Annotated in this window: 19 protein-coding genes and 1 riboswitch; of the genes, 12 read left to right on the top strand and 7 right to left on the bottom strand. The window is 73.6% G+C overall.

Translation table 11 applies throughout. From position 1 onward, the window contains the following. Positions 1 to 14: 14 nt before the first annotated feature. On the bottom strand, positions 15 to 1,046 hold the full coding sequence (locus DSZ44_RS12785; RefSeq protein ID WP_110853022.1) for an Rv2578c family radical SAM protein: 1,032 nt from the start codon (positions 1,044 to 1,046) through the stop codon (positions 15 to 17). Between the two features lie 106 nt (positions 1,047 to 1,152). On the opposite strand from DSZ44_RS12785, the gene DSZ44_RS12790 reads away from it, so the two are divergent. Continuing rightward, the gene (locus tag DSZ44_RS12790; protein WP_258369483.1) at positions 1,153 to 1,497 is read left to right on the top strand and encodes an ArsR/SmtB family transcription factor; all 345 of its coding nucleotides are present in this window, start codon (positions 1,153 to 1,155) and stop codon (positions 1,495 to 1,497) included. Next, positions 1,494 to 3,239, top strand: coding sequence for a SulP family inorganic anion transporter (locus DSZ44_RS12795; protein ID WP_110853023.1), 1,746 nt, complete (start codon positions 1,494 to 1,496; stop codon positions 3,237 to 3,239). Before DSZ44_RS12790 ends, DSZ44_RS12795 begins: the two co-directional genes overlap by 4 nt. On the opposite strand, the gene hemQ is transcribed toward DSZ44_RS12795, so the two are convergent. Beyond that, the gene (gene hemQ, locus DSZ44_RS12800) at positions 3,236 to 3,886 is read right to left on the bottom strand and encodes a hydrogen peroxide-dependent heme synthase (RefSeq protein WP_110853095.1); all 651 of its coding nucleotides are present in this window, start codon (positions 3,884 to 3,886) and stop codon (positions 3,236 to 3,238) included. The genes DSZ44_RS12795 and hemQ overlap by 4 nt on opposite strands. Before the next feature lie 64 nt (positions 3,887 to 3,950). Beyond that, a complete protein-coding gene (locus DSZ44_RS12805; protein WP_110853024.1) occupies positions 3,951 to 5,048 on the bottom strand; it encodes a ferrochelatase in 1,098 nt (365 codons plus the stop codon). 177 nt (positions 5,049 to 5,225) lie between these two features. Between DSZ44_RS12805 and DSZ44_RS12810 the strand changes: the two genes are divergently transcribed. Beyond that, positions 5,226 to 5,999, top strand: coding sequence for a FadR/GntR family transcriptional regulator (locus DSZ44_RS12810; protein WP_110853025.1), 774 nt, complete (start codon positions 5,226 to 5,228; stop codon positions 5,997 to 5,999). Positions 6,000 to 6,005: 6 nt separating this feature from the next. Here the strand turns inward: DSZ44_RS12810 and DSZ44_RS12815 are convergent, their stop codons facing one another. The 3 genes from DSZ44_RS12815 to DSZ44_RS12825 form a co-directional block, all read right to left on the bottom strand. Continuing rightward, complete coding sequence (locus tag DSZ44_RS12815) at positions 6,006 to 6,809, bottom strand: hypothetical protein (RefSeq protein ID WP_110853026.1); 804 nt, start codon at positions 6,807 to 6,809, stop codon at positions 6,006 to 6,008. Positions 6,810 to 6,891: 82 nt separating this feature from the next. Continuing rightward, positions 6,892 to 8,322 carry an HNH endonuclease gene (locus DSZ44_RS12820; protein WP_258369484.1) on the bottom strand — a complete coding sequence of 477 codons (1,431 nt, stop codon included), beginning with the start codon at positions 8,320 to 8,322 and terminating at the stop codon, positions 6,892 to 6,894. Between the two features lie 58 nt (positions 8,323 to 8,380). Continuing rightward, the gene (locus tag DSZ44_RS12825; protein WP_181424634.1) at positions 8,381 to 9,565 is read right to left on the bottom strand and encodes a DUF429 domain-containing protein; all 1,185 of its coding nucleotides are present in this window, start codon (positions 9,563 to 9,565) and stop codon (positions 8,381 to 8,383) included. 50 nt (positions 9,566 to 9,615) lie between these two features. Here DSZ44_RS12825 and DSZ44_RS12830 point away from each other — a divergent pair, with 50 nt between their 5' ends. From DSZ44_RS12830 to DSZ44_RS12860, 7 genes are all read left to right on the top strand, one after another. After that, positions 9,616 to 11,070, top strand: coding sequence for a protein adenylyltransferase SelO (locus tag DSZ44_RS12830; protein ID WP_110853028.1), 1,455 nt, complete (start codon positions 9,616 to 9,618; stop codon positions 11,068 to 11,070). 15 nt (positions 11,071 to 11,085) lie between these two features. Next, positions 11,086 to 11,829 carry a sulfite exporter TauE/SafE family protein gene (locus DSZ44_RS12835; protein WP_110853029.1) on the top strand — a complete coding sequence of 248 codons (744 nt, stop codon included), beginning with the start codon at positions 11,086 to 11,088 and terminating at the stop codon, positions 11,827 to 11,829. Between the two features lie 90 nt (positions 11,830 to 11,919). Beyond that, positions 11,920 to 13,365, top strand: coding sequence for an alanine/glycine:cation symporter family protein (locus DSZ44_RS12840; RefSeq protein ID WP_110853030.1), 1,446 nt, complete (start codon positions 11,920 to 11,922; stop codon positions 13,363 to 13,365). Between the two features lie 50 nt (positions 13,366 to 13,415). After that, positions 13,416 to 13,523: riboswitch (TPP riboswitch) on the top strand. A gap of 47 nt (positions 13,524 to 13,570) precedes the next feature. Further along, on the top strand, positions 13,571 to 14,233 hold the full coding sequence (locus DSZ44_RS12845) for a YkoF family thiamine/hydroxymethylpyrimidine-binding protein (protein ID WP_110853031.1): 663 nt from the start codon (positions 13,571 to 13,573) through the stop codon (positions 14,231 to 14,233). Continuing rightward, positions 14,230 to 14,838 (top strand): ECF transporter S component, encoded by a 609-nt coding sequence (locus tag DSZ44_RS12850; protein WP_258369486.1) that lies wholly within the window; start codon positions 14,230 to 14,232, stop codon positions 14,836 to 14,838. Before DSZ44_RS12845 ends, DSZ44_RS12850 begins: the two co-directional genes overlap by 4 nt. Further along, the gene (locus tag DSZ44_RS12855; RefSeq protein ID WP_110853032.1) at positions 14,831 to 16,546 is read left to right on the top strand and encodes an ABC transporter ATP-binding protein; all 1,716 of its coding nucleotides are present in this window, start codon (positions 14,831 to 14,833) and stop codon (positions 16,544 to 16,546) included. Before DSZ44_RS12850 ends, DSZ44_RS12855 begins: the two co-directional genes overlap by 8 nt. Next, positions 16,543 to 17,328, top strand: coding sequence for an energy-coupling factor transporter transmembrane component T family protein (locus DSZ44_RS12860; RefSeq protein ID WP_110853033.1), 786 nt, complete (start codon positions 16,543 to 16,545; stop codon positions 17,326 to 17,328). Before DSZ44_RS12855 ends, DSZ44_RS12860 begins: the two co-directional genes overlap by 4 nt. A gap of 2 nt (positions 17,329 to 17,330) precedes the next feature. Here DSZ44_RS12860 and DSZ44_RS12865 read toward each other — a convergent pair whose 3' ends face one another. Next, positions 17,331 to 19,397, bottom strand: coding sequence for a peptidoglycan recognition protein family protein (locus DSZ44_RS12865; protein ID WP_110853034.1), 2,067 nt, complete (start codon positions 19,395 to 19,397; stop codon positions 17,331 to 17,333). Between the two features lie 212 nt (positions 19,398 to 19,609). On the opposite strand from DSZ44_RS12865, the gene DSZ44_RS12870 reads away from it, so the two are divergent. Together DSZ44_RS12870 and DSZ44_RS12875 are read left to right on the top strand one after the other, a co-directional pair. Then, positions 19,610 to 20,461: an MBL fold metallo-hydrolase gene (locus DSZ44_RS12870; protein WP_110853035.1), complete on the top strand. Its 852-nt coding sequence runs from the start codon at positions 19,610 to 19,612 to the stop codon at positions 20,459 to 20,461. A 53-nt stretch (positions 20,462 to 20,514) separates the two neighbouring features. Continuing rightward, positions 20,515 to 21,330, top strand: coding sequence for a class I SAM-dependent methyltransferase (locus DSZ44_RS12875; RefSeq protein ID WP_110853036.1), 816 nt, complete (start codon positions 20,515 to 20,517; stop codon positions 21,328 to 21,330). Positions 21,331 to 21,344 lie beyond the last annotated feature (14 nt).

Raw genomic sequence — 21,344 nt, forward strand, 5'->3', positions numbered from 1 at the left:
CAGTGTGCCAGCCCTCAGAACAGGGCCGCCTGCATGACGGCGTCCGGGGCCTGGGCGGGTGCCTCCGGCTCCCGCTCCGGAGCCCGCAGCCGGGAGCCGCGGGCCAGGCCGTGGCGGCGCAGCAGCGGCCGCACCCGCTCGGCGAGCCACGTGCGGTACGCGTCCGGCGCGTAGGAGCCGCGGCCGTACAGGCGCCGGTACTCGGGCACGAGCGCGGGCCGGTGCATCTCCAGCCACTGCAGGTACCAGTCCTTGACGCCCGGGCGCAGGTGCGCGGCCATGACCGAGGCCGAGGTGGCACCGGCCTCGGCGATGGCGGCGAGAAGGGCGTCGAGGTGCTCACGGGAGTCGGTGACCCACGGCAGGACCGGGGCGACCATGACGTGGCAGTCCAGGCCGGTCTCGCGGATCGCGCGCACGAGGTCGAGGCGGGCGCGCGGGCTGGGTGTCCCCGGCTCGAGGAGGTGCTGGAGGTCGGCGTCGAGGACGGCGAGGGAGATGCCGAGCGACACGGGCACGTGCGCGGCGGCCTCACCGAGCAGCGGCAGGTCACGGCGCAGGAGGGTGCCCTTGGTGAGGACCGACAGCGGCGTGCCGGACGCGACGAGCGCGCCGATGATGCCGGGCATGAGCCGGTAGCGGCCCTCGGCGCGCTGGTACGGGTCGGTGTTCGTCCCGAGCGCCACCTGCTCGCGCGTCCAGGAGGGCTTGGCCAGGTCTCGGGCGAGCACCTCGGGAGCGTTGACCTTGACGACGATCTGGCTGTCGAAGTCGGCGCCGACGTCCATGTCGAGGTACGTGTGGGTGGAACGGGCGTAGCAGTACACGCAGGCGTGGCTGCAGCCCCGGAAGGGGTTGACGGTCCAGCGGAAGGGCATGCGCGAGGCGGCCGGCACCCGGTTGAGCACCGAGCGCGCCGTCACCTCGTGGAAGACGATGCCCGCGAACTCGGGCGTGCGGACGGTCCGGACCAGGCCCGCCATCTTCCGCAGCCCCGGCAGCGCGGCGTCGTCCTCGGCCGTGATCTCCTGCCCGTCCCACCGCATGACGGCAGTCGAACACATGTACGAGCAGACGTCAACCACTCCTCAGGCGCGGCTTGGCGACTTGATATAGTCGTCAAGTCATCTGTTGCCTCGTCCTGGAGGACCCGTGCCCGACCGCGCCATCGACACGCCCGTCTACGTCATGAAGGCGGAGCTCTTCAAGGCACTCGGGCACCCGGTCCGGATCAGGGCCCTCGAGCTCCTGCGCGACGGCGACCGGCCGGTGAGCACCCTCCTCACGGAGATCGGCATCGAGGCCTCCCACCTGTCGCAGCACCTGGCCGTCCTGCGCCGCGCCGGGGTGGTGGCCAAGTCCCGGCAGGGCAACACCGTCACCTACACGCTCGTCGACGACTCTCTCGCGACCATGCTCGACGCCGCGCGCACCTTCCTCCTCGGCTCGCACGGCCGGACCAGAGAGGCTCTGGGCAGCGACGGGCAGGCACGATGAGCGGCCCCACTCCCCTCGCCCCACGCCCGACCTGGCGCTCGGCCCTCCGCCACGTCGCCTCGCTCACGCTTCCCCGCCGCTCGGACTACACGGGCCTGTCGCGCTCCTGGCGCGGAGACCTCGTCGCCGGCGTCACGGTCGGCGTCGTCGCGCTCCCGCTGGCCCTGGGCTTCGGCGTCGCGTCCGGCGTGGGTCCGGCGGCCGGGCTCATCACCGCCATCGTCGCAGGCCTCGTCGCCGCCGTGCTCGGCGGCTCGCACCTGCAGGTGTCGGGACCGACCGGCGCCATGACCGTCGTGCTCATCCCCGTGGTGGCGCGCTACGGGACGGAGGCGGTCTTCGCGCTGTCGATCCTCGCCGGTGTCCTCGTCGTCATCATGGGGCTCGTGGGGATGGGACGACTCGTCTCCGTCATCCCGTGGCCGGTGGTCGAGGGGTTCACTCTCGGCATCGGCGTCATCATCCTCCTCCAGCAGGTCCCCCTCGCCCTCGACACCGAGCGCCCCCAGGTGGAGAACGCCGGGTCCGCCGCCGTGGAGACGCTGCGCGTCACCGACTGGGAGCGTGCGGTGGCCCCGCTGGCGGTGACCGTCGGCGTCGTCGTCCTCATGGTCGTGCTCTCCCGGTTGCGCCGGTCGCTGCCGGCCTCGCTCGTCGCCGTCGCCGTCGCCACCGTCGTCGTCGAGCTCACGTCGCTCGACGTCGACCGGATCGGCGCCCTGCCCGACGCGTTGCCCTCCCTCCAGGTGCCCGCCTGGGACTCCTCCGCACTCGCGGCCATGCTCCCGTCGGCCATGGCGATCGCGGCCCTCGCGGCGCTGGAGAGTCTGCTCTCGGCGCGGGTGGCGGACGGCATGGTCGAGACCGTGCCGGACACCGACGCCAACCGCGAGCTCGTCGGCCAGGGCATGGCCAACGTCGCCAGCGGGCTCTTCGGCGGCATGCCGGCGACCGGTGCGATCGCCCGCACCGCCGTCAACGTCCGCGCCGGCGCGCGCACCCGTGTGGCCGCCGCGAGCCACGCCGTCGTGCTCGTCCTCATCGTCCTGGCTCTCACGCCGGTCGTCGCGCTCATCCCGATGTCGGCCCTCGCCGGTGTCCTCGTCGTCACCGCGTTCCGGATGATCGACCTGCGCACCGGACGCGCGATCCTGCGCGCCACCCGGGCCGACGCCGTCGTCTACCTCTCCACCGTCGTCGTGACAATCGTCTTCGACCTCGTCGTCGCGGTCCAGGTCGGCGTCGCGGTCGCCGCGCTCCTCGCACTACGGGCGATGGCGCGCGTCTCGGGCCTCACCCGGCGCGACCTCCCGCCGGAGCTCGCCCCCGAGGAGGAGGACGCGCTCCTCGACGAGCACGTCGCCGTCTACCACTTCCGCGGCGCGCTCTTCTTCGGCGGGACCAAGCGCTTCCTCGACGAGATGACGGCGGTCAAGGACGTGCGCGTCGTCGTCCTCGCCCTGCGCGAGGTGCGCGTCATGGACGCCTCCGGAGCCCACGCGCTCGGCGAGATCATCACCGACCTGCGCCGGCGCGGGATCACCGTGCTCCTCAAGGGGCTGGACGCGCAGCAGCTGAGGATGTCGGCCGCCGTCGGGGTCCTCGACGCCCTCGGGGACGAGCACCACTACTTCGACGACCTGCTGGCCGCCGTCGCCCACGCGCGCCACCACGTGCGCTTCGAGGTGCGCGGCGGCGCCGTGCCGGGATGCAGCACGGCCGCCGTCGCGCCGGCTCGCTAGCCGCGGGGCAGCTTCTCCACGATCTCACCGAGCTCGCGGCGCGGGCCCGTGAAGAAGGGGACCTCCTCGCGGACGTGGCGGCGGGCCTCGGTGGCGCGCAGGTCACGCATGAGGTCGACGATGCGGCCGAGGTCGTCGGCCTCGAAGCCGAGCAGCCACTCGTAGTCACCCAGCGCGAAGGCCGCGATCGTGTTGGCGCGCACGTCGCCGTAGTCGCGGGCCGCCAGGCCGTGGTCGCGGAGCATGGTGCTGCGCTCCTCCGGGGGCAGCAGGTACCACTCGTAGCTGCGGACGAAGGGGTAGACGCAGAGGAAGCCGCGCGGCTCCTCGCCCATGATGAAGGAGGGCAGGTGCCCGCGGTTGAACTCCGCGGGGCGGTGGGTGCCCACCTGGGACCACACCGGCTCCAGGGCGCCGCCGAGGTTGCTGGCGAGGAGCCGGTGGTAGGCCTCCTGCACCGCCTCGACGTCCTCGGCCCACCACCACACCATGAGGTCGGCGTCGGCCCGGAAGCCCGCGACGTCGTACCAGCCGCGCACGGTGAGGCCAGGGACGTCCGCCAGGTCCGCGAGGACGTCGCGGACGAGGCCGGCGCGCACGTCGTCCTCCTCGGGCAGCGGCTGGATCGCCCGGAACACGGAGTACATGACGTAGGCGGACTGGGGCTGGGCGGAGCTCACGGGCTCTTCCTCCTGGTGTGGTGGGACGGGGTCAGTCGGCGGTGCCGGCGAGGACCGGGATGCCGGTGACCTCACCGTGGCGCATCCGGCAGCTGCCGGGCGGGGCGACGTCGGGGAAGGCCGGCAGCTGCCCGCGCACGGTCACCTGCGGCTCCTCGCCCCGCTCGCGGGCGGCGCGCTCGAGGACGAGGTCGACGAGCCCGGAGACGAAGACCGGCGCGATGCCCGCCGTCGCGGCGCGGGCCGCGTCCATGCCGAGCTCGCGGGCCGTCTCCATCGCCTCGGTGTCCAGGTCCCAGGCCACCTCCATGTGGTCGGAGATGAAGCCGATCGGGGCGATGACGACGCGCGTGACGCCGTCCTCGGCGAGCTGGGCGAGGTGGTCGTTGACGTCCGGCTCGAGCCACGGCGTACGCGGGTCGCCCGAGCGCGAGCAGTAGGACAGCGACGAGGTGACGGTCAGGCCGCGCTCGCGCAGGGTGGCGTCGATGGCGGCCCGGACGTCCTCGTGCTGCTCGCGGTAGCCGGGGCCGGTGGCGGCCGACGCGTCCTGCATGGTGTCGGGGATCGAGTGGGTGACGTAGGCGATGTGGACGCCCTCGCCCGCGGGCAGCTGCTCCACGGCCGCGAGGACGGCATCGGTGTTGGCGTCGACGAAGCCCGGGTCGTTGAAGAAGGGGCGCAGGACGTCGATCTCGAGGCCCTCGGCGTCGACGCCGAGCTCGCTCACGGCCGCCGCGAGGTGCTCGCGGTACTGGCGGCTGCCGGAGTAGGAGGCGTAGGCGCTCGTGACGAGGACGAGGATGCGACGGGCACCGAAGGCGACGGCGTCCCGGAGGGTGTCGACCGTGTAGGGGTGCCAGTTGCGGTTGCCCCACAGGACCGGGAGCTCGACGCCCCGCTCGCGCAGCTCGGCCGCGAGGGCGGCGCGCAGGGCGAGGTTCTGCTCGTTGATCGGGCTCTTGCCGTCGAAGGCGAAGTAGTGCTCACCGACCTCCTCGAGCCGCTCGTCGGGGATCCCCTTGCCGCGCACGACGTTGCGCAGGAAGGGCACGACGTCCTCCGTCCTGTTCGGACCACCGAAGGAGCACAGCAGGAGGGCGTCGTAGGGCGCAGCGGGGTGGGACATGGTGGCGGGCTCCTCGGGACGGCGTCGCAAACGGGCTCACCGTAACATCAGATGAAGTCGCACCACGGTGGCCGAGCACACCGACCGCGGAGTCCGACGCAGCGTGCGCCGTGGAGGGGCGCGACCGGTGCGCCGCGGCTCGCCAGCTGAGCGGTCACCCCTTCCTATACTCGCGGGATGGTCACCAGCAGCGGCACCGAGCGCGCCCGGAACACGCTGGCCTACCTGCGCCGGCAGATCACCACCGGCGCGTGGGAGGTCGGCTCGCGCATCCCGATCGAGCCGGAGCTCGCCGAGACCCTCGGCGTGGGCCGCTCGACGATTCGCGAGGCCGTCCGCTCGCTCGCGAGCATCGGCATGCTCGAGACGCTGCCGGGACGCGGCACCTTCGTCCGCTCCAGCGCCCCGACGAGTGCGGTGCTCTCGGAGTTCCTCACGGCCTACACGCTCGAGGAGCTGCTCAGCTACCGCCGCGCGCTGGAGGTAGAGGCCGCGCAGCAGGCGGCGCTGCACCGGACGCCCGAGGACATCGCGGCGCTCGAGGCCTCGGTCGCGCAGTCGCTGCGCGGCGGGCAGTGCCCGGCCGTCGGACCGCGGGACACGAGCGTGGAGCTCGCCTCCCGCTTCCACTACCTGCTCTTCGACGCCGCGAAGAACCGGCTGCTCGCCTCGCTGTACGCCGGGATCACCGAGAAGCTCTCGGCGCCGGGGCACGTCGACCGCCTCACCCACGGGAGTGACGCGCAGACCATGCAGGTGGAGCACGAGCGCATCGTCGACGCCGTCCGGCGCGGTGACTTCATCGACGCGGTGCACGCCATGGCCGACCACATGGACAACGACCTCGTCATCATCACGCCCGACGACGAGATCATCCCGCCGCTGCAGCGCTCGGCGGTGGACGTCGAGCGGATCGCAGCGGCTCGCGCCCAGGAGCGCGAACGCGCCTGACGTCCCTCAGTCAGCGGCGGTGAAGAAGACGGTGTTGCCGCCCCAGCCGGTGCTGAGCGTCCACAGACCGTCGGCGCCCTCGGGGACGGCGACGCAGATGTTGCCCTCGGCGACGCCGCCCTCGTAGAGCTCGTCGACGTCCATGAGGTCACCGGGGATGACGCCGCAGCTGTCGGTGTAGGTGCGGGCGTCGCTCCCGACGAACTGGACGGACAGGTCCATCCACGGCAGCCCGGTCTCGTCGCCGAGGTAGGTGGCGGTCACCGGGACAAGGTAGAACTCGGTGCCCTCGGCCGGCGCCTCGTTGAACTGGTTCTCCGCCTCGATCTCCGACCAGCCCTCGCGGGGCCCGCCGAGCGTCACCTCCCACTCGCCGTCGGTCACGGGGGTGCCGACGGGGTAGGGGTTCGAGCGGGTGCCCTCCTCCTCGTCCGCAGGGGCTCCCTCGGCGGCCTCGTCGTCCGCGGCCTCGGTCGCGTCGTCCTCGGCCGGCTCGGCGCTCGGCTCCTCGGTCCGGGCGATGGGGGTGGGGGCCGCAGCCGGGGCGTCGTCGTCGCCCGCGCTCCCGATGCCGATGCCAACGGCGAGGCCGAGCACGCCGGTGGTCGTGGCGATCGCCGCGACCTGCCAGCCCTTGAGGCCGCGCCGCGGCGGCTGCGGGGCACCTGGGAAGGACGGCTGGTACCCGGGGCCGCCGACCGGGTCCCCGTACGACGGGACCGGTGCGGCACCGTAGGGAGGGGGCACCGAACCCGGCGGCGGGACCGGGGCGTAAGGGTTGGTCGGGTGGCCCTCGGGGGGTGTGGTCACGGTGTCTCCTCGCCGCTCGGTCGGTCTCCTCGGTCCGATCGACCCGACCAGACCGGATGTGAGGGATCGCTCAGTTCCAGGCTCAGGCGACACGGTGGAGATCGAGGAGGTAGCGCTCGGCGGCACTGTCCGGGTCGGTGTCCGCCGGCTCTCGCTCGTCCGGTGGGGGTTGGCCGGGGAGGGCCGGCGCCCTGGAGCGGTAGCGGTGCCCGGTGGGGCTGGTGGTCTCGACGACGTGGCCGTCCTCGCCCCCGGGTGGCCCGGCCCTCGCGCGCCAGCCCGGTGCCTGCTTGGCGTAGTTGCACGCCTCGCAGTAGCCCTCCAGGCCGTCCGCCTCCGTCCTCCCGCCCTCGCTCCAGGGGACGACGTGGTCGACGTGCCGGACCGGCGCGTCGCACCACGGGGTGCGGCACGTCTGGTCCCGGGCGGCGATGAAGCGCGCCAGGCCGGGTGGCACGGTGCGGCGGCGGGAGTCCATCCGCACCAGCTGGCCGGTGGTCGGGGAGGTGAAGAGCCGGCGCAGCCACACACTGGTCGTGCGGGTGACGCCACGCAGGTCCGGCGTGCCGAGCCGGCGGGCCACCAGGCGCCGCGCCCAGCCGCCCGGGACGGTCCCGTACCCGGGGATGTGGGCGGGCTCCTCGTCGCCGGCGAGGAGCGTGCGCTCGGTCATGACGAGCTGCACCTCGACCGGCACGGCGTCCGCCGCCTCCTGGCCGGTGACCCGCTCGACGAGGGTGTCGGCCATGACCTGCCCGCGGCTGCGTGCGTCCCCCTGTGCGCGGGCGGAGTCCGCGGCCCTGCTGAGCGCGGCGAGCACCGCCACGCCCTGCGCGACGGGCAGCAGCCCGGTGAGGTAGCTCATCGTGTCGGGGGCGGGCCGCAGACTCACGCAGCGCTCCCCCTCGGCCTTGCGTGCCCGGCGGACCACCGAGGCGGCGTCCAGGCGGTAGGCGACCTTCTTGGCACGGGCGACCAGCTGCCGGTCCCCCAGACCCTCGAGCTGCGCCGGGTCTGCCGCCAGCTCGGCGTCGAAGGCGGTGCGGTCCTCGATGGACAGGCAGGCCGACTCGCGGACAAGGAGGGTGGCCCGCCACTCGCTCAGCAGCCCGTCCTGCAGCGCCCGGTAGGTGTGGGGCATCTCGACGACGAGCGCCTTGGCGAGGCCGAGCAGCCGCCCACCGCGGTGCGGGGACTCCCGCCGCGCGAGCGCAACCTGCGCCCCGACGCCCGCGCCCCGCCGCGACAGCGGGACACCGGCCCGCGCCTGCTCCGCGCGCTGGGAGGCGTCCAGGTCCACCGAGAGCCGGGCCTGCGCGGCGCACGCGGCCGACTTCAGCTCCTCCAGCGCCCGCAGCATGTCGACGCGCTCGGCGTCGCTCACTGCCCGGTCGACCTCGCCGAGCATCACCCGCCACGACTCGAGCGCCGCCACGGTGAGCGGACCCGACGGCACGCTGCCGGCGGCGGTGGCTCCCCTGCCACCGTCCGGTGCTGCGCCGTCGTCGTCCATGTGAGCGACGTTACAGACGGGGTCTGACATTCGGCCGCGACGGGTGCACAGCCGCTGCTCACCATGCGTGCGGCGACACCCGTAGCGTGATCCACGCACCGGCGGGCTCCCCGTCGCGCACCGGCCGCTTCGACGCGACGATACGGTCGACGCGCACGTCGTCCGCCTGTCGGCGGCGGAAGGCGCCCGGCCGGGCACCGAGAACGTCGTCCAGTGCGTCGACGGTGCTCTTGACCAGGTTGTCGAGGTCCGGCTCGTTCCGCCCTCGCTGGTCTGCCCCGAGCCGGAACTCCAGCTCGACGGCGAGACGCCAGGGAGCAGGGACGCGGTGCGGGGCGAGCGCGCGGCGGACCGCGTCCTTCCACGCCCTCTCCAGCGTTCCACCAGCCCAGGCCGTGGGGCGGCCGACGACGTCGACGACGGCGACGGGGTCGTCATCACGAGGCGCGACCGTCGTCACCGGCGCCGGAGGGGTCGGCCCAGGGGCCGCCGACGCCGCCTTCGTTGCCGCCACCCGCGGCGTCGCCGGATGCGTCGGCGCCGGCGGCGCGACGATGTACCCGCTGTCCGCGTCACCGAAGACGTGCAGCGCCTGCGGCTCGTGGTGCCACAGCCACGCCAGGTGCGCGCACATGACGGCGTCGACCTCGTCCTCGACGCGGTCGAGGTGCATCGGCCGGGTGGCCTCCTCGACGGCCTGCCGGACCTCGCGCCACCGGTCGTTCGCCAGCAGGCAGAGGACCCCGATCCCCTCCATCCGGTCCAGCAGCTCGACCAGCGCCGCCCGCCGCCCGAGCACCGGACCGCTCTTGTACTTGAGGATCCGGCCCAGCCCGAACAGCCCGACCATGGCGGCGTGCGGGTACACCTCCACCGCCGCCGGCGCCGCGACGCTCCCCTGGTGCGAGGGGTCGGTCGCCCACCCGTGCCGCGCGGCGAGCGTCCACGCGCGCGGCGGGTCGAAGTACGGGATCGAGCGGTTGCTCGCGTGACAGCTCGCGTCGTACCGGCCGTACGCCCGCCCCACCAGCCGCTCGCACTCGCGCATGCCCGTGGCGTTGGGGACGACGAGCGGCGCGTCGATCGCCACGGTGAGGACAGGAGCCGGCAGGGCGCCGAGCCAGTCGTCGATCTCCGCGTCGGAGACCGCGCTCCCGGACGCGACGAGCGCGCCGGCGTCGTCCACCGCCGCCAGGCCGGTCCGGCGTCGGGTGTTCCAGGCGAGGTCGATGCCGATGTGCACGTGACGAACGGTACCGAGCGCCGGCCCCACCGCGGACGTATCGTCGAGCGATGAGCACCACCGCTCCCGCCGGCCACCTCCTCGGTGACCGCTTCGCCCGCGAGCTCCCCGAGCTCGCCGTCCCGTGGCAGGCAGTAGGGGTCCCGACACCCACGCTGCTCCTCCTCAACGAGCCGCTCGCCACCGAGCTCGGCCTCGACCCCGAGGAGCTGCGCAGCCCGGAGGGCGTCGGCCTGCTCGTCGGCACCACCGTGCCCGACGGCGCCACGCCCGTCGCCATGGGCTACGCGGGCCACCAGTTCGGCTCCTACTCCCCCCGCCTCGGCGACGGTCGCGCCCTCCTGCTCGGCGAGCTCACCGGCACGAGCGGCGAGGCGCGCGACCTCCACCTCAAGGGCTCCGGCCCCACACCCTTCGCCCGGGGCGGTGACGGGCTCGCCGCCGTCGGCCCGATGCTGCGCGAGTACGTCGTCAGCGAGGCGATGCACGCGCTTGGCGTGCCCACCACCCGCTCCCTCGCCGTCGTCGCCACCGGCGCCACCGTGCGACGCGAGACGCTCCTGCCCGGCGCGGTCCTCGCCCGCGTCGCCGCCAGCCACCTGCGCGTGGGCACCTTCCAGTACGCGCGCGCCACCGGCGACCTCGACCTGCTGCGCCGTCTCGCCGACCACGCGATCGCCCGCCACCATCCCCACGCCGCTGCGGCGGACAACCCCTACCTCGCGCTCGTCGAGGCGGTCATGGACGCGCAGGCCTCCCTCGTCGCCCGGTGGATGCTCGTCGGTTTCGTCCACGGCGTGATGAACACCGACAACATGACGATCTCCGGGGAGACCATCGACTACGGACCCTGCGCCTTCATGGAGGCCGTCGACCCGGAGACCGTCTTCAGCTCGATCGACGCCCGCGGCCGCTACGCCTACGGGAACCAGCCGGTCATCGCGCAGTGGAACCTCGCTCGCCTCGCCGAGGCGCTCCTCCCCCTCGTCGACACCGACGAGGACGAGGCGGTCCGTGTCCTCACCGACCTCGTCAACACCTTCCCCGCCCGGTACAGCGCCGCGTGGACGGCCGGCATGCGCGCCAAGCTCGGTCTCACCGAGGACGACGACGGCGCGGAGCGGCTGGTCACCGACCTCACCGCGCTCCTCGTCGCCGCGCGCCCCGACCACACGACCTTCTTCCGTGCCCTCACCTCGGCGGCGCACGGTGACCCGGCGCCGGTGCGTGAGCTGCCCGGCTTCGACGCCCGGCTCGGGCGCTGGCTCGAGCAGTGGCGGGCGACGACCCCGGACGCGACGCTCATGGAGCGCCACAACCCCGTCTACATCCCCCGCAACCACCTCCTCGAGGAGGCGCTGGACGCCGCCACCGCCGGGGACCTGGGCCCGGTCCGTGAGCTGCTCGAGGCCGTCACGCGCCCCTACGAGGAGCGACCCGGCCTGGAGCGCTACACCCTCCCGGCCCCTCCGGAGACGGCGTTCGTCACCTACTGCGGCACCTGAGCACCGGCACGGGACATGGACGTCTGGGTGCTGGCCGCCGTGCTGGGCGCCGTCGTGCTCGGTGCCGTGCTCCAGCGCACGAGCGGGATGGGCACCGGCCTGGTGGTCTCCCCCACCTTCGTGCTGCTCATCGGCCCGGTGGCCGGCGTCGTGCTCACGAACATCACGACGGTCGTCTCCGCGCTCGCCCTCACGGTCGTCATGCGCCGTGACATCGACTGGCCGCGGTTCTGGCGCATCGCGCCGACGATCGTCGTCGGCTCGGTCCCGGCCGCGCTGCTCGTCGCCGCGGTGGACGCCGGCTGGCTCGAGGTGGTCATCGGCGCCGCGCTGCTGCTCGCCCTCGCCCCGATGGCGCTGGCCTGGCAGCTGCCCGACCTAGGCCGCGCCGCGGCGCCCGTCGCCGGGCTCACCGGTGGCTTCCTCAACACGGCGGTGGGCGTGGGCGGGCCGGCCGTCCTCCTCTACGCCCAGGCGACCCGCTGGCCGCAGCGCGCCTTCGCCGCCACGCTCCAGCCGATCTTCCTCACCATGGGGCTCGTCTCCCTGCTGACGAAGACGGCGACCGGCGCCGTCGCGGGCGCGTTGCCCGGGTGGCCCCTCGCCGCCGCCGCGGTGGCCGCCGTCCCGGCGGGCGTGATCGTGGGGGGCTCCGTGGCCCGCCGCGTCCCGCCGGCAACGGCGCGGCGCGTCGCCGTGGCCGTCGTCGTCCTCGGCGCCACGGCGACGCTGGTGCGCGGCGTCGTCACCGTCGCCTGACGCAACTCGCCCGCGCGAGATCACCACGGGTGTCTGTGACCCGTGGCACAGTAGCGGCCATCGCGCCGCACCGACGCCCGGGGAGCACACATGGACCAGCTGGTCGACGACCTCAACACGTTCTTCGGCGACGTGTCGGGGGTGGTGTGGGGGCCCTTCGTCCTCATCCCGCTGCTCTTCGGCGTCGGGCTGCTCCTCACGGTCCGGCTGCGCGGCCTGCAGTTCCGCAAGCTCGGGGCCGCCCTGCGGCTGGGCATCATCAAGCGCAAGGACGCCGGCGCCGAGGACGGCGACGTCTCCCAGTTCCAGGCCCTCACCACGGCCCTGTCGGCCACCGTCGGCACCGGCAACATCGTCGGTGTCGCCACCGCGATCAGCATCGGCGGGCCGGGCGCGCTGTTCTGGATGTGGGTGACCGGTCTCGTCGGGATGGCCTCGAAGTACACCGAGGCCTTCCTCGGCGTCTACTACCGCCGCACCGACTCCGCCGGCGAGAAGTCCGGGGGTCCGCAGTACTACCTGGAACGCGGCATCAAGGGACCACTGGGCAAGGTGCTCGGACTGATGTTCACAGTCATGGCCATCATCGCCTCCTTCGGCATCGGCAACCTCGTCCAGGGCAACGCCGTCGCCGAGAACCTCGAGGGCTCCTTCGGCGTCGCCCGGTGGGTGACCGGTGCGGTGCTGGCCGTCGCCGCGTTCGTCGTGCTCGTCGGCGGGATCAAGTCGATCGGCCGGGTCACCGCGGGCTTCGTTCCCGTGATGATCGTCTTCTACGTCGTCGGGGCGCTGTTCATCCTCCTCGTCAACATCACCGACATCCCCGCGGCCATCGCCCTCGTCTTCACCGACGCGTTCAGCGGCACCGCGGCGACCGGTGGGTTCATCGGGTCGACGATCATCATCGCGGTCCAGATGGGCGCGGCCCGCGGCATGTTCTCCAACGAGTCCGGGATGGGCTCGGCCGCCATCGCCGCCGCCGCGGCCAAGACCTCCCACCCGGTGCGGCAGGGCCTGGTGTCGATGACCCAGACGTTCATCGACACGCTCGTCGTCGTCACGTTCACCGGTCTCGTCATCGTCACCACCGGCGCGTGGCGCACGGAGACGGAGGCCGGCACGATGACCGGTGCCGCGTTCAGCACCGGCCTGCCCGGTCAGTGGGGCCACTACATCGTCACGATCGCCCTGGCGATGTTCGCCTTCTCCACGGTGCTCGGCTGGTCCTACTACGGCGAGCGGTGCATCGAGCGCCTCGTCGGGCGCGGCGGGGTCATGCCCTACCGGGTCGTGTTCTCCCTCGCGGTCTACGTCGGTGCCACGGTGTCCCTGGACGTCGTGTGGAGCTTCGCCGACGTCATGAACGGGCTCATGGCCATCCCCAACCTCATCGGCCTCGTCATCCTGTCGGGTCTCGTGGCGCGGGAGACGAGGAAGTACCTCGACAACGATCCCGGGCTGTCGGCCACCCTCGAGGAGGTGCGGGCCTTCTCCCCGCGCAGCTTCGCCGACGACGTCGGCCCCGCCACCCGCTGAGAGGTCCGTGGGACGGGGTGGACACCGCTGCGACGCCTGCCTAGGCTCGGGCCACACCCCCGGGGAGCGCCAGCAGGCGCTGAGAGTGCGGAAGGTCCGCAGACCCGTCAACCTGATCCGGTTCGTACCGGCGTAGGGAGCAGGGCACCCACCGACATGTCGTCGGTGGGGCTTCGAGGTACCCCTGGGGCCTGAGAGGGCCCAGATGAGCACCACCCAGAGCACGATCCAGCCGACCGCCGCGCCCGAGAAGCTCGGGATCGGCGCCCGCTTCAGCATCCACCCGCACTGCGACGACTTCGTCCCGGTCATCCTCGGCGCGCTCGAGGACGTCGAGGCGGCCGGCCTCACCGACGGCCTCGTGCTGGAGACCGACGACGTGAGCACCTACGTCGGCGCCACCGGGGCGCCGGCCGAGGAGCGCCTGGCGCGCTACCTCACCGGCGTCATCGCCGCGGCCGCCCGCCGCAGCGACGGAGGGCACGTCGTCGCCCACGTCCTCCTCTCGCGCGGCTGCCCGGGCGAGCGGACCTGCGACCTCGCCGTCACCAGCCTGCCCACCCCGGAACCCGTGACCGTCGAGGCCACCGGCGTGGCGGCCACCGCGCACTGGTCGCTCTACCCGCTGCTCGACGGCGGCTCCGACGACGGCGACCACATGGCTCACATCGAGGCTGCCATCGCCGCCGCTCAGCGGCGCGGGACGGCGTCCGCCGCGGCCCACTACGCCACCCGGCTCAGCGGGGACGTCGCCGACGTGCTCGCCACCGCCGTCGACGCGTGGGCGCAGGTCGGTGCCCACGTGCCGCACGTCGTCTCGCACCTCACCGTGTCGATCGCCTCCCCGAGCGCGGGACCGGCCCAGTGACCGGCGCGCTGCCGGGCCGTACCCGGGCTCCCTTCTGGGAGCTGAAGGACCTCATGCTCATGGTCGTGCTCGGGGTCGTCTTCGGCTTCGTGTACTGGGTGCTCGTGCAGGCGTGGAACGGGCTGGCGATCCTCATGGGGCCGGCCGGTGACCTCGCTCAGCACGTGCTCCTCGGCGGCTGGTTGATCGTCGCGCCGATCGTCATCGCCATCGTGCGGCGTCCCTTCGCCGGGATCGCGGCCGAGATCATCGCCTCGGTGGTCGAGGTGGTCTTCCTCGGTTCGCCGGTGGGCCCGACCCTCGTCATCGCCGCAGCGATCCAGGGGCTGGGGAGCGAGCTCGCCTTCGCGGCGACCCGGTACCGCCGGTTCGGGTGGGCCGTCTTCGCGGTCTCCGGGCTGCTGGGCGCCGGGCTGGTGTTCTTCTACTCGGCGTTCCGCTCCGGCTGGTACGGCCAGGACATCTTCGCCCTGCGTCTCGTTCTCCAGCTGGTCTCCGGCGTGGTGCTCGGCGGGCTGCTCGCCAAGGTCGTCGTGGACGCCCTCGCGCGGACCGGCGTCGTCGACAACTTCGCCATCGGACGGGAGGCCACCGCCCGTGCCTGAGCACCCGACCGACCCGGTGGTGCTCGAGGGCGTGTCCGTCACCGTCCCGCGCCGCACGGATCCGGTGCTCGTCGGTGTCGACCTGCGGGTGCGGCCCGGCGAGCACGTCCTGCTGCTCGGCCCGTCCGGATCGGGCAAGTCGACCGTCCTGCACTGCATCACCGGCGTCGTGCCCCACACGGTGACGGCGCGGCTGGACGGTGAGGTGACCGTCGCCGGCACCCGCACGGCCGACGCAGCCGTGGTCGACCTGTCCCGCCACGTGGCGGTGGTCGCCCAGGACCCCGCGGCGGCGGTCTGCCTGCCCACGGTCGACCAGGAGGTCGCCCTGCCCCTGGAGAACCACGCCACCGACCCGTCGGACATCGGCCCACGGGTCGACTCCGTGCTCGCGACCGTGGGCGCGAGGCACCTGCGCGAACGCGTGACGGGTGAGCTCTCCGGCGGGGAGGCACAGCGGGTGGCGCTGGCGGCAGCCCTCGTCACCGCCCCCGACGTGCTGCTCCTCGACGAGCCGACCTCGATGCTCGACCCGGAGGGCGTGGCCGACGTGCGCAGGGCCCTGGAAGGGGCATCGTCCCGGCCCGGGACGACCGTCGTCCTCGTCGAGCACCGCCTCGACGACCTCGCCGGGGAGGGCGGGCCGGCCGTGCTGCCGGGGCGGGCCGTGGTGCTCGACGAGGGCGGGCGCGTCGTCGCCGACGGCGCCACGGATCAGGTCCTGCACGACCACGCGGGCGCCCTGCTGCGAGCCGGGTGCTGGCTCCCGCTGGACGCCGAGCTGCGGACCCTCAGCGGCGGTGACGGCGGGCTGGTTTCCCCGGCGAGCCGGGACCTGCTCCGGCAGCTCGCGCAGGCACCCGACGCCGTGGCCACGGCCGGTCCCGCCACCGGGGAGGTCGCGCTCCGCACCCGCGGGCTGGCCGTCGCGCGACACGTCCCGGCACGCCGACGGCGGCGCACGGCCGGCCCGCTCGACCCACCGCCCCTGCTGGCCGGCGTCGACCTCGAGCTGCGCACCGGTGAGGTGGTCGCCCTGCTCGGCCGCAACGGGGTGGGCAAGACCTCCCTGCTCCTCACGCTCGCCGGCCTCCTCAGGCCGGCGGCCGGGACCGTGGAGGGTGAGCGCGCGGGGATGGTGTTCCAGAACGCCGAGCACCAGTTCGTCGCGCACACCGTCGCCGAGGAGATCGCCCACGGTCTCACCGGCCCGGTGGACGAGGTCGTCGAGAGGCAGCTGCGCGCGCACCGCCTCGAGCACCTCGCCGGGCAGAGCCCGTTCCGCCTCTCCGGCGGGGAGAAGCGCCGGCTCAGCCTCGCGGCGATGCTCGCCCACGAGCGGCCCTGCCTCTTCGCCGACGAGCCGACGCTGGGCCTGGACCGCCGGGACACCATCGCGACCACGACGGCGCTGCGTGCGGCGGCCGACGCCGGACGCGCCGTCGTCGTCTCGAGCCACGACCTGCGGACCGTGGTGACGGTGGCGGACCGCGTCGTCGTGCTCGGCGAGGGCGGGGTGGTCGCCGACGGCCCCACGGTCCCGGTGCTGCGGGACGCCGAGGTGCGGCGCCGGGGCGGGCTCACCCTGCCGCCGCTGGTCGCCTGGCTGCTGGAGGAGGTCGGTGAGCCGGCGGCGGTACGCCGCGCACTGCTCGCCCTCGACGCAGCGGTGAGCACGCCGACGGCGCCCGTCGAGGCGGTGCGATGAGCGCGGCCGCTCCCCCGCTCGACCGGCGCAACCCGACGGTCAAGCTCGGGATCGTCTTCGTCGTCTCGCTGGTGGTGATGTTCGTGCTGGACCCGCTCACTCCCGCCGTGCTCTACCTGCTGGCACTGGCGGGCGTCGCCACGGCGACCAGCGCGACACCGCGGACGCTGCTCCTGGCGCACGTGCCCTTCGCTGCCTTCGCGCTCGGGGTGCTCGTCGTCAACGTGCTCAGCCGGCCCGGTGAGGTGCTGTGGCAGGCGGGTGCGCTGCGGGTGACGGCCGAGGGCCTGTCGGTGGGCGGGGCGCTGGCGGTCCGCACCCTGCTCATCGGGGTGCTCGCGACCGGCTTCCTCCTGTCGACCGACGCCGTGGCGCTCATGCACAGCCTGCGGCAGAACGCCCGGCTCAGCCCCCGGGTCGCCTACGCGGTGCTCGCCGGGTACCGGCTCCTCCAGGACATGCCCCGGGAGTGGACGACGATCCAGCACGCCCACGCCGTGCGGGCGCCACTCGGCCGCGGTGGCCGCCCGCCACGCGGCCCCCGCCACCTCGGCCGCGTGGTCTTCACGCTGCTCGTCGTCACCGTGCGTCGCGGGGAGCGGATGGCGCAGTCACTGGAGTCCCGCGGCCTCGGGCTCGGTCCCCGCACGACGTGGCGGCCGGTCGCCGTCACCCGCGCCGACTGGGCGCTGGCGGCCGGGGTGCTCGGCACCGTCGGCGCCGTCCTGCTCGCCAGCGCGTGGTTGGGGGTGCTGCGCGGCCCGGCCGCCCTGCTCGGCTGAGCTCAGGGTCGGTGGACCCCGAGCGTGTCGGTGCCGTCGCCGTTCCAGTCACCCACGAGGACGACGTCGTTGCGCCGCCCGTAGTTGAGGACGAGGTCCGCCGGCCCGCCGGAGATGCGGTTCTTCACGTGGTAGGCGATGCCGCGCCGCACGGCGAAGGTGTCGACGCCGTTGCCGTCCCAGTCCCCCACGAGGACGCGGTCGTCGGCGCGGCCGTAGGTGATGACCGTGTCCGCCGGCCCGCCGGAGATGCGGTTCTTCACGTGGAAGACGTTGCGGCGGCGCACCGCGAAGGTGTCCTCGCCGTCGGTGTCCCAGTCCCCCACGAGCACCTCGTCACCCGTGCGTCCGTAGACGAAGACGTGGTCGGCGTCGCCGGAGGAGATCGTGTTCTTCACGTAGAAGGTCTTGCCACGCCGGACCGCGAAGGTGTCGGTACCGTCCCCGTCCCAGTCGCCCACGAGCACCTCGTCGGTCGCGCGGCCGTACCGGACCACCGACTGGAGCGCGCCGGCCGCGTTGCGCCCGTGGACGTAGAAGGTGTTGCCCTTGCGGATGGCGAGCGTGTCGGTGCCGTCCCCGTCCCAGTCACCGACGAAGACCTCCGAGCGCGTGTCCCCGAACGGGAAGTGGACGCTCGACCACGGGGTCCAGTCGTTGTTGAGGTAGACCATGCCGGTGTGCGTGAGCGGGTCCGCGATGGGCGCGGGCGCCGCGGGCTTGGGCGGCGTCGTCGGCGCGGGTGCCGGTGCGGGCGCCGAGGTGGCCGAGCCGACCCGCTGGTCGGTGGCACGGGCGAGCCAGCCCATCCGGGAGTAGATGTCGTCCCCGGGGCAGGCGGTGGCGGAGACGTCGCGGTGGGCGAAGACTCGGCCCAGGTTCTGTCCCTTGGGTCGGGCGTAGGTGCCCGGCGAGACCATGCCGGAGCTCGCCGTCGCCGTGAGGCCCGCGCGTCCGAACTGCCAGGCGAGGATGTCGGCCATGGCGTTCATCGCGGCGCTCGGGACGCCGACCTTCGTGTAGTCGCCCATGATGCTCAGGCCCACGGTCCCGGTGTTGAACGGCGCCGCGTGCGCGCCGACCGGCATCTTCCCGGTGGGTGAGGCGAGGGAGCCGCTGCGGCCCTCGTAGATCCGTCCCCACTTGTCGACGAGGAAGTTGTAGCCGATGTCGCCCCACCCGCGGGTGATGGCGTGGTAGCTGTAGATGCCCCGCACGATGCTCGGGCTCTGGGCCCGGGTGTAGGTGTTGGACCCGGCCGTGTGGTGGATGACGGTGGCGCGCAGGGTCGCGTAGGACGGGCGCCACTTCATCTGCGACTCGTTGGCGCCCCATCCGGCGCGGCTGGTGATCGAGGGGCGCGGGACCGACACGGCGGCGCGGGTGGCCGTCGCGGCCTGCGTGGTGGCCTCGGCTGCCGGGGCCGCAGCGGCGCGCGTGGCCTGCTGCTGGAAGGGCAGTGCAGCCGGGGGCATTGGCGCGAGCGGGTCGGTGGCCGGGGCGGCCGCGGCAGCGGGGGCGTCCTCCTCGAGCACGACCTCCTCCTCGCCCGGCCACTCCGGGGTGAGGCTGAGCCGGACGTTCGCGGGCAGCCGCTCCGCGTCCCCGGTGATCTGCACCTGGACGGCTTCGGCGCCCGCCGCGATGTAGGGCTCGGTGCCGCCGGTGGTGCCCGGCTGGTCGGCCCCGCTCTCGACCTCGAGCTGTGCCCAGTCCTGCCACGCACCGCCCTCCATCACGCGGATGGAGACGGCGGCATCCTGCGGGAAGGCGTCCGCACCGTCCCAGGTGACGCCCGCGACGTAGAACTCCTCGGTGGCGATGGGGGCGGTGAGGACGGCGACGTCATCGGTGTCGGGGACCGACTGCGCGCTCATGGAGCGCGCGCTCTGCTGCAGCGGCGCCAGCCCCTCGTCGGCGAGCCCGGTGAGGCTGCCGTCCGCAGAGGTGAGGGCGACGACGGTGACCGGCTCCTCCTGGGTGGTGGCGCCGGCCGCGGCGGGGATCGTGCCCGCGAGGACCAGTGAGGTGACGACGAGCGTGGGGCGAACAGCCCTGAACAGTGGCATGGAAAGGCGAACTTCCGGGTTGCGGGCGGTGGTGAGCGCACGGGGCGTCCCCAGAAGTATCGGCAGGTGTCGAGCAAGGTTGAACGGTTCTCGGTTGTCACATCCGTCACATCAGTCACAGGTGCGCCTCCATCGGAAGATCTCATCGCCGGCCTCGTGAGGGGGCGCTACTCTCCCGGCAGGACGCTCACCGACCAGACGAGGACACCGCCATGAGTGACCGGACCGCCGTGCTGCGTGACGCCACGGACCACGTCGTGTGCGCGACCTGCGCCGTCGAGTACGGGCGCGAACCGCTGCCGCCGGTGTGCGCCATCTGCGACGACGAGCGGCAGTGGGTGCCGCGCAGCGGACAGGTCTGGACGACGGTGGGTGAGCTGGCCGGGGCCGGTCACCGCACCGTCGTGGAGGAGATCGAGCCGGGCCTCGTCGGGATCGGGACCGCACCGTCCGTCGGCATCGGGCAGACCGGCAAGCTCGTCGTCACGGACCGCGGCAACGTCCTGTTCGACGTCCCGGGCCTCATCGACGACGCCGCCGTCGCGGCGATCGAGTCCCGTGGCGGGCTCGCGGCGATCGTCGCCAGCCACCCGCACATGTACGGCGTGCAGTCGCTGTACAGCCGGACCTTCGACGACGCGCCCGTCCTCGTCGCCCGCGCGGACGCCTCCTTCCTCCCGCTCCACACGCCGGCGGTGCGACTGTGGGACCAGACGCACGAGATCGTGCCGGGCGTCCGGCTCGAGCAGATCGGCGGCCACTTCCCCGGCAGCACCGTCGCGCTCGTCACGGGCGCCGACGGGCGGGGCGTGCTCCTCGCGGGGGACGGCATCTTCCCCGGCCCGCAGGGACGGACCGTCAGCTTCCTGCGCAGCTACCCCAACCGCATCCCGCTCTCCGCGGCCGTCGTCCGGCGCATCGCCGACCAGGTGGCCCGGCTGGAGTTCGAGCGGCTCTACAACAACTTCCGTGACGTCGTGCCCGCCGGTGCCGGTGAGGTCGTCGAGCGCTCCGCGCAGCGGTACATCGAGTGGGTCAGCGGCGAGCACGACCACCTCACCTGAGCGCCGCGCGCAAATCCGTTGACCCGTCACCCACCGCGGGCGAGCCTGCGTCCATGAGGTCCTTCGAGGAGCTGGTCGCCGAGGCCGAGGCAGCCGACACCACGGGGTGGCGCTTCGAGTGGCTCGCCGGTCGTGCCACCGAGGAACGGCCACCGTGGGGGTACAGCCGTCTGCTGGCCGCCCGGCTGGGCGAGGTCACCTCCGCCCTCGACATCGACACCGGCGGAGGGGAGGTGCTCGCCGAGGTGCCGACCTTCCCGCCGACGATGGTCGCGACCGAGAGCTGGCCGCCGAACGCCGAGCGGGCGCGTGCCCTCCTCGGCCCTCGCGGCGTTCGCGTCGTCGAGACCGACGACGGCGCACCACTCCCGTTCCCTGACGGCACCTTCGAGCTCGTCACCGCGCGGCACCCCGTCCGCCCGGACTGGAGGGAGATCAGGCGTGTCCTCGTCCCCGGTGGGCACTACGTCGCCCAGCACGTCGGTCCCGGGTCGGCCTTCGAGCTCATCGAGCGCTTCGTGGGCCCGCTCCCCGGCGGCGTGCGGAGCCGCGACCCGCGGCTGGAGGTCGCGGAGGCGGAGGCGGCCGGCCTGGAGGTGGTGGCGCTCGAACGGGCCGTGTGCCGCATGGCGTTCCACGACGTGGGCGCCGTCGTGTGGATCCTGCGCAAGTGCGTCTGGTGGGTGCCCGACTTCTCGGTGTCGAGGGACGAGCGGACGCTGCGAGGGCTCGACGCGCAGATGCGAGCGGGCCGTCCCCTCGTCGCCCACTCGACCCGTCATCTCGTCGTTGCGCGGCGGCCCTCACGACGGGCGGCACCCGGCGGGCTGATGAACGAGGAAGACCCGCCGATCCCGGCTCTCGCCTGAGATCGTACGGGTCC

This window comes from Georgenia satyanarayanai (genome assembly GCF_900116375.1).
Taxonomy (GTDB): domain Bacteria; phylum Actinomycetota; class Actinomycetes; order Actinomycetales; family Actinomycetaceae; genus Oceanitalea; species Oceanitalea nanhaiensis.

Bases quoted from the DNA above. Each gene is read 5' to 3' on its own strand.
- DSZ44_RS12860 (WP_110853033.1), top strand. From the start codon at position 16,543: ATGAGCGCGGCCGCTCCCCCGCTCGACCGGCGCAACCCGACGGTCAAG.
- DSZ44_RS12785 (WP_110853022.1), bottom strand. From the start codon at position 1,046: ATGCGGTGGGACGGGCAGGAGATCACGGCCGAGGACGACGCCGCGCTG.
- DSZ44_RS12875 (WP_110853036.1), top strand. From the start codon at position 20,515: ATGAGGTCCTTCGAGGAGCTGGTCGCCGAGGCCGAGGCAGCCGACACC.
- DSZ44_RS12845 (WP_110853031.1), top strand. From the start codon at position 13,571: ATGAGCACCACCCAGAGCACGATCCAGCCGACCGCCGCGCCCGAGAAG.
- DSZ44_RS12805 (WP_110853024.1), bottom strand. From the start codon at position 5,048: ATGTCCCACCCCGCTGCGCCCTACGACGCCCTCCTGCTGTGCTCCTTC.
- DSZ44_RS12865 (WP_110853034.1), bottom strand. From the start codon at position 19,397: ATGCCACTGTTCAGGGCTGTTCGCCCCACGCTCGTCGTCACCTCACTG.
- hemQ (WP_110853095.1), bottom strand. From the start codon at position 3,886: ATGTACTCCGTGTTCCGGGCGATCCAGCCGCTGCCCGAGGAGGACGAC.
- DSZ44_RS12795 (WP_110853023.1), top strand. From the start codon at position 1,494: ATGAGCGGCCCCACTCCCCTCGCCCCACGCCCGACCTGGCGCTCGGCC.
- DSZ44_RS12820 (WP_258369484.1), bottom strand. From the start codon at position 8,322: ATGGACGACGACGGCGCAGCACCGGACGGTGGCAGGGGAGCCACCGCC.
- DSZ44_RS12810 (WP_110853025.1), top strand. From the start codon at position 5,226: ATGGTCACCAGCAGCGGCACCGAGCGCGCCCGGAACACGCTGGCCTAC.
- DSZ44_RS12835 (WP_110853029.1), top strand. From the start codon at position 11,086: ATGGACGTCTGGGTGCTGGCCGCCGTGCTGGGCGCCGTCGTGCTCGGT.
- DSZ44_RS12840 (WP_110853030.1), top strand. From the start codon at position 11,920: ATGGACCAGCTGGTCGACGACCTCAACACGTTCTTCGGCGACGTGTCG.
- DSZ44_RS12870 (WP_110853035.1), top strand. From the start codon at position 19,610: ATGAGTGACCGGACCGCCGTGCTGCGTGACGCCACGGACCACGTCGTG.
- DSZ44_RS12830 (WP_110853028.1), top strand. From the start codon at position 9,616: ATGAGCACCACCGCTCCCGCCGGCCACCTCCTCGGTGACCGCTTCGCC.